Source organism: Planctomycetota bacterium (assembly GCA_038746835.1).
Lineage (GTDB): Bacteria > Planctomycetota > Phycisphaerae > Tepidisphaerales > Tepidisphaeraceae > JBCDKH01.
In genome coordinates this window covers 1-6,438 of the sequence record JBCDKH010000197.1, presented here as the reverse complement: position 1 = coordinate 6,438, position 6,438 = coordinate 1, and the positions used below count along the sequence as shown (strand labels likewise).

Genomic DNA, 6,438 nt, shown 5'->3' with positions numbered 1-6,438 from the left:
TGGCGGTGCACCGACCCTCCTGGGACATTGCTCCGGGGCATCGCTTCGCTCAACCCTCGGCGTCGTCGCACCACGCCAGCGCACAGAAGAGCAGCGTCGCTGGTGCGACGCCGGTCGTTGTGTCGATGGTCTCTGGGAGGGCGCGCGTAGACCTTGAAAGTCGACGCGCCCGGCGTATCGTCCCTGCCCGCGGCAGCCGGTGCTGACGTGGGCCGTTTCGGCAGTAGCTCAGCGGTAGAGCAGGCGGCTGTTAACCGCCCGGTCGAAGGTTCGAATCCTTCCTGCCGAGTTTGATCACCGACTCAGGCGGCCTTTTTCAAGGTCGCCTGTATTTTGTCGGTGAGACCGTCCGGGGTGAACGGCTTGATGACGTAGTTGTTCACGCCGGCCTTGAGGGCTTCAACGACGCGCGTCTTCTCCGCCTCGGTCGTGCACATGACGAGCGGCGTGGTCTTGTCGGTCTCGCGAATCTTGGTAACCAGCGTGTGGCCGTCCATGTTGGGCATGTTCCAGTCGACCAGGATGAGGTCGAACTTCTGACCCGCCTGAATGAGCTTCATTGCCTCCACGCCGTCGGCAGCTTCGCCAAAGTCGGTGCAGAGGTCGGCCAGAACCTTCTTCTGGATGTTCCGCATGGTGTTGGAGTCGTCGACGAGCAGAATCTTCATTGGGCTGATGGTCAGAGTCAGGAAGGGAAAGTCGAGAGTCGGGATGTTTCAAGCGGCCTGGCGAACAGCGGCGTCAGCGCGGCGAATGCTGACTTCGACAGCGAACGAGCCGGCTTCACTCGTGCAGGGCACGACCAGGCAGGGCACGTCCTTGAGCCGCGCCACGTGATGGCCTTGGCCGACGATCACGCTCGGGATGCCGATCGACGCGTCGTAGCCGAGCCCTTTCTTGGCCGCACCGGCGACCATGTTCCCGAGCTCACCGATCGCGTCGGCGAAGTCCGCCGACTGCGGATCCATGGCTGTTCCGGCAAACTTCTCGACGATTTTCACCGCGGCATCCTGCTCGAAGCTGAGCACGACGCTGCCGACGACATCGCCGCTGAAGTTCACGATCGCTGAGACGTCGAACGACGACACGGGATCGCTCTTGATCTTGGGCCGCTCGACCGTCGTCTCCAGGTTGACCATCGTCTTCATCACTTGCCGAACGCTGTTCACGAACGGGACGATGAGACGCGGATCGAAAGGAGCTTCGGCGGTGTCGGACATAGTCGGTGCTGTCAATGGTCAGGCGTACGGCAGATGTCTCACGCGAGAAGACCGATGCGAACAACACATCGTCGTTCGAACCACGCGACTTAATCGAAAACCGCAACTCAAATCACAGATCGCTGCGAGTTAGCCGCCCGCGTGAGCGGGCGCTGTCGTTTGTCCGCAAGCGCCCGCTGACGCGGGCGGCTCAATCGAATCAAGTGTCTTCGGGATCAAGCGGCTGCAGGACACCAACCAGTCCAACTTCCTCCCGGACCGCATTCAGGAACGCCCGCATCACCTCGTCCCCGGCGCCGCCGGGACGCGTCGCGTCGACCGAATCGTCAGCCTGAACCGTCGCCGGTAAATCAAGGTCGAAGGGCCATCCGGAGCGATGGATCACGGCGAGACAACCCGACTCGCCGGGAATCGCCACGACTTCCAAAAGCAGCGGCTTGGCCGCGTCCGATAGCGATTCGGCGGGCGGAGGGGCGACTTGGCGGGTGAGCTTGCCTTCCGACTGCTCCCAGAACGACAGCCGCCACGCGTGTTCGCCGTCGACGAGGTTGAGGCGTTGCCGCAGGCTCATCACGCGTGGTCGCCCGGCTCCTTGGGCATGTCGACGATCCGAAGCACGGCCGGCGGTTCCTTGATCGATGCGAGCCCGCTCAACACCTCGACGGCGGATCGGACGCTGGCTTCGCGGGCCTCGTGCGTCGTGATGATGACCGGCACACTGCCGCCACCGACGCTGGGTGCCTCGCGCTGCGTGACGCTAGCGAGGCTGATGCCGGCATTGCCGAGCGCCCGCGTCACGTCGGCCAACACGCCCGGTGCGTCGTCGGCGACCAGCCGCAGGTAGTAGCGGTGCCGCGTCAGGCCGAAGTCGAGCAGGTCGGCCGGGCGTGCGACGTCGGGCAGCATCTGCAGCGTTGAAAAGGCAGCCTTCGCTGAGCCGTTGGCGACGGAGACTAGATCGCCCACCACCGCAGCTGCCGTCGGCATGCCGCCGGCACCGCGTCCGACAAGCAAGCTACGCCCGAGCGCCTTGCCGTAGACCGCCACCGCGTTGAACGGCCCGTTGACGTCCGACATCGGATCGCTCGCCGGCAGCAAACCGGGAAACACGCTCATCGCCAGCCGATCGTCCTCGTCGCGACGAGCGACGGCCAGGAGCTTGATGACATAGCCGAGCTCGCTCGCGAAGGCGACGTCGCGCGGGTCGAGGCCATCGATGCCTTCGCGGTGAATGGCGTCGGGCTGAATCGTCTCGCCGAACGCCAGACCGGCGAGGATCGACAGCTTTTGAGCGGCGTCGCTGCCGTTGACGTCGAGCGTCGGGTCGGCCTCGGCGAAACCGGCGTCCTGGGCTTCCTTGAGTGCCTCCGCGTAGCTCTGACCGCGGACACTCATCGACGTCAGGATCGCGTTGCTGGTGCCGTTGAGGATGCCGACCAGGGCCCGGTGATCATCGGCGACGAGTCCGCCCGCCAGCGACCCGACGATCGGAATCCCGCCGCCGCACGAGGCCTCGAAGGCGACGACCACGCCTGCCCTGCGTGCCGCCGCAAACAACTCTGGCCCGTGGGCGGCGATGAGGGCCTTGTTCGCTGTGACGACCGACTTGCCGGCCTCGATCGCGGCCAGCACGAGCGTCCGGGCCGGCTCGATGCCCCCGATGAGTTCGACGACGACGTCGGCCTCGGCGGCAGTCGCGACGTCGTGGGCGTCGTCGGTCATTCGAAGCGTCGACGCCTCGGCCTGATGCCGTGCCAGGTCTCGTACGGCCACGCGAACCACGTCGAACCCGACGCCGGTCCGCCGACGCAGATCGCCTCCACGGTCCGCCAGCAGCTCCACGACGCCGCGGCCGACGGTCCCATGGCCGAGCAGCGCGACGCGGGTGAGGCGGGTGGGGCGGGAAGAGTCCTTCGGAGCCACGGGGCAGGTTAGAACCAGAAAGCTTGAAGGAGGAAGCTTGAAGGTTGAAGACCAGAGGCGGTCACTCCGGCTCTTCAGGCTTCAAGCTTCCTCCTTCAAGCTTTCCGGCTCTCGGGTTCTCCCGCTTTCTGGCGACAGCTGGCTTCTGCCCGTATCCTCGCGACCCGGCCGATCCGTCGATCGGCCCACGTCATGCTCGCGGTCATCAGCGACATCCACGGCAATCTCGAGGCGTTGACCGCCGTCTTTGCTGAGATCGATCGGCGGGGCATTCAAGACGTGCTTTGCCTCGGCGACGTCCTTGGCTACGGGCCGGACCCGCTGGCGTGCCTGGACATGGTTCGCGAGCGTTGCCGGGCGACGATCCTGGGCAACCACGACTTCGCGGTCCTGTTCGAGCCGTACAACTTCAACACCGGTGCCGAGTCGGCTGCGTACTGGACGCGAAAGCAGCTGGAGGGCGAGACCGACAAGGCACTCCGGGCAGAGCGGTGGCGCTTCCTTGCCGCTTTGCCGGCTCGGCGCGAGTTCCAGCAGGACGGCCGTCGCTACCAGGCGGTCCACGCGTCGCCGCGCAAGCCGATCAACGAGTACGTCTTCCCCGACGACATCTACACGAATCCCGGCAAGTTCGCCGCACTCTTCGAACGGCTCGGCGTACCGACACTGCCGCCCGCCGACGGCGAGGAGCCAGCACCGGCGACGCGGACAGCCTCGGCAACGGTCTGCTTCCTGGGGCACACGCACGTTCCGGGCGTCTTCACGCAGCAACCCGACTTCTACAGCCCGAGCGAGGTCGAAGGCCGATTCACCTTTGCCGAGGGCGAGAAGGCCCTGGTCAACGTCGGCAGCGTCGGCCAGCCGCGCGATCGTGACCCACGCAGCAGCTTCGCCATCCTCTCCACCACGCCCGAGCGTGGCCCGAGCGTCGAATTCGTTCGCGTCGAGTACGACATCCAGGCGACCAAACGCAAGGTCGAAGCCACCGGCGAACTCGACAACTTCCTCGGGCAGCGGCTCCTGGAAGGACGCTGATCGACGCGACGTCGACCTAGCGTGTTGCCCGCTTTCCCCTCCTCCGTCCAACGCGACTGACGCATCTGTCCATGGGCAATCGACGCACCTTCGCCCTCATCCTGGCCTTCCTGACGTTCTTCCTGGTCTGGGAGATCGGCACCAACTGGTTCGCCGAAAAAATGGGCTGGGAGACGCGGCCGATCCCGCAGGAGCGGGCCGAGGACGAGACCGCACAGACCACCACGCGACCCGCCGGCGACGACTCGGCGAGCTCGACGTCCACGACGCGCCCGTCGGACGATCCCGCCAGTGTCGATGGCCTCCGCGTCGAGGGTGGGACGCCGCAGACGCTCATCCTCGGCGGAGCCGTCGACGACCCGTCGGCCTATCCGATGCGGGTCACCGTCAACACCGTCGGTGCAGGCATCGAAGAGGTGCTGCTGAAGCGCTACCGGGCCACGCTCGACGAGCCCGATCGCTACCGGTTCGAGGTGCCGTACGAGCAGGACGTCCAGGCCACCCGGCCGATGGGCACGCGGACGGTCACCATCGACGGCCAAGAGCTCGACCTGTCCGGCGTGGCGTGGAGAATTGATCCCGAGAAGACGGACGAGCGTCAGACCCGGCTCTTCGTGAACGTCTTCGACGGAGACCGACACGTCGCCCAGATTCTCAAGACAATCCGCCTCTTTGCGATCGACGAGCCGCTGGAAAACGGAGTCACGAACCACGGCGGCTACGAACTGCTCGTCCGGCAGACCGTCCGAAACGTCTCCGATCGCAGCTTCGACGTCGCCACCACGATCAACGGCCCCACCACGCCGCCACGCGAGCTCGAGGCCGGCTACGACCGCACCGTCCTTCGCGGGCAGCTCAACGAATCCGGCAACGTCCGCTACGAGGCCGAGCAGGTCGAGGCATTCGACGACGACGAGCCAACTCGGCGCTATCTGCTCGCCGACGAGGACCTGGCGTGGATCGGCAGCGGCACGATCTACTTCAACGCGATCGCCCGGCCTGAGAAGCGCGACCAGTTCCGCCGATTCGTCGCCGAGGCCGTCAATCCCGACAGCCCGAAACCGGAACGCCTCGTCGCGATCCGCATGGAGACGCACGAGGAGCAGGTCGCCGCCGGCGACAAGTTCGCCGTGCCTCTTCGCGTCTTCCTCGGCCCGAAGAAGCGCGACCTGCTCGAAGGCAACTACTACTCGGCCGGCGGCATTCGCTACGACTCGACGCTCATCAGCCCGTTCGGCTGCACGTGGTGCGTCTTCCAGCCGGTCGTCGACATCCTGGTCCTTCTGCTGAGCTTCTTCCACGCGCTCTTCGGCGACTGGGGCCTAGCGATCATTTGCCTGGTCATCCTGGTTCGCACCGCTCTGCACCCGATCACCAAGCGGTCGCAGAAGAACCTGATGAAGATGAGCAAGCTGGCCCCCAAGATCCAGGCGGCCAAGGAGAAGTACGGCGACGACAAAGAGAAGATGGCCCAGGCGATGGCCGAACTCGCCCCCGAGCAGACGCAGGCGCTGCTACTCGGCTGTCTGCCGATGCTCCTGCAGACGCCCATCTGGATCGCCCTCTACTCGACGCTCCAGGCAACCTTCGCACTGCGTCACGAACCGTTCCTCTACGGCTGGACGTGGATCGACGACCTGTCGAAGCCGGACCACCTGATCGAGTTCGAGCAGCGGATCGAGCTGATCTTCGGCATCGGCATCAGCGGGCTGAACCTCCTGCCGCTGCTGATGGGCCTGGTCTTCTACATCCAGATGAAGCTCCAGCCCACGCCGACGGCCACGATGACCGACGAGCAGAAGGCCCAGCAGAAGCTGATCCAGGTGATGATGGTGACGGTCTTCCCGATCTTCCTCTACAGCATGCCCAGTGGGCTGAACCTGTACATCCTGACGAGCACGACGATCGGCATCATCGAGACCAAGCTGATCCGGCGAAACATCCGCCTGGAAGACGAAGCCCTTGAGAAGGCAGAGGCCGAAGGCAAGCCGGTTCCCGAAAAGCCCAAAGGTCCGATCGGCCGCCGCCTCGACGAGTTCAAGAAGACCGTCGCCTCCCGCGTCGCCGAAGCCCAGAAACAGGCCCAGGCCATGCAGGCCGCCCAGAAGAACCAGAAGGGTCGCAAGCGGTAACTCTTGTCGCGTGGGCCCAACATAAAATACTTGCCCAAACACCGGGTACCGGCCGTTGGCGGGGGGGGGCAAAAACGGCAGGGACGGGGGTGGCGGAGCGGGGGGCGGCGACGCGGGCCCCACGGGGG

Annotated in this window: 6 protein-coding genes and 1 tRNA gene; 3 read left to right on the top strand and 4 right to left on the bottom strand. The window is 65.5% G+C overall.

Annotated elements, in window-relative coordinates:
- The first annotated feature begins 217 nt into the window (after nucleotides 1–217).
- Nucleotides 218–289 (top strand) — tRNA-Asn (locus tag AAGI46_14665).
- Nucleotides 290–302: 13 nt separating this feature from the next.
- Here the strand turns inward: AAGI46_14665 and AAGI46_14660 are convergent.
- The 4 genes from AAGI46_14660 to AAGI46_14645 form a co-directional block, all read right to left on the bottom strand.
- Nucleotides 303–668, bottom strand: coding sequence for a response regulator (locus AAGI46_14660; GenBank protein MEM1013450.1), 366 nt, complete (start codon nucleotides 666–668; stop codon nucleotides 303–305).
- A gap of 48 nt (nucleotides 669–716) precedes the next feature.
- Entirely contained in the window at nucleotides 717–1,220 is a 504-nt protein-coding gene (locus AAGI46_14655) for a chemotaxis protein CheX (GenBank protein MEM1013449.1), read from the bottom strand.
- 199 nt (nucleotides 1,221–1,419) lie between these two features.
- Nucleotides 1,420–1,791 carry a hypothetical protein gene (locus AAGI46_14650; GenBank protein ID MEM1013448.1) on the bottom strand — a complete coding sequence of 124 codons (372 nt, stop codon included), beginning with the start codon at nucleotides 1,789–1,791 and terminating at the stop codon, nucleotides 1,420–1,422.
- Nucleotides 1,791–3,143, bottom strand: coding sequence for a homoserine dehydrogenase (locus AAGI46_14645; protein MEM1013447.1), 1,353 nt, complete (start codon nucleotides 3,141–3,143; stop codon nucleotides 1,791–1,793). The genes AAGI46_14650 and AAGI46_14645 overlap by 1 nt, the downstream gene beginning before the upstream one ends.
- 192 nt (nucleotides 3,144–3,335) lie before the next feature.
- On the opposite strand from AAGI46_14645, the gene AAGI46_14640 reads away from it, so the two are divergent.
- Together AAGI46_14640 and AAGI46_14635 are read left to right on the top strand one after the other, a co-directional pair.
- Nucleotides 3,336–4,178: a metallophosphoesterase family protein gene (locus AAGI46_14640; protein MEM1013446.1), complete on the top strand. Its 843-nt coding sequence runs from the start codon at nucleotides 3,336–3,338 to the stop codon at nucleotides 4,176–4,178.
- A 71-nt stretch (nucleotides 4,179–4,249) separates the two neighbouring features.
- Entirely contained in the window at nucleotides 4,250–6,310 is a 2,061-nt protein-coding gene (locus AAGI46_14635) for a YidC/Oxa1 family insertase periplasmic-domain containing protein (protein ID MEM1013445.1), read from the top strand.
- Nucleotides 6,311–6,438 lie beyond the last annotated feature (128 nt).

What these genes read in the sequence shown, in the direction of transcription:
- AAGI46_14660 (MEM1013450.1), bottom strand. Translation starts at nt 668, where the DNA reads ATGAAGATTCTGCTCGTCGACGACTCCAACACCATGCGGAACATCCAG.
- AAGI46_14655 (MEM1013449.1), bottom strand. Translation starts at nt 1,220, where the DNA reads ATGTCCGACACCGCCGAAGCTCCTTTCGATCCGCGTCTCATCGTCCCG.
- AAGI46_14650 (MEM1013448.1), bottom strand. Translation starts at nt 1,791, where the DNA reads ATGAGCCTGCGGCAACGCCTCAACCTCGTCGACGGCGAACACGCGTGG.
- AAGI46_14640 (MEM1013446.1), top strand. Translation starts at nt 3,336, where the DNA reads ATGCTCGCGGTCATCAGCGACATCCACGGCAATCTCGAGGCGTTGACC.
- AAGI46_14635 (MEM1013445.1), top strand. Translation starts at nt 4,250, where the DNA reads ATGGGCAATCGACGCACCTTCGCCCTCATCCTGGCCTTCCTGACGTTC.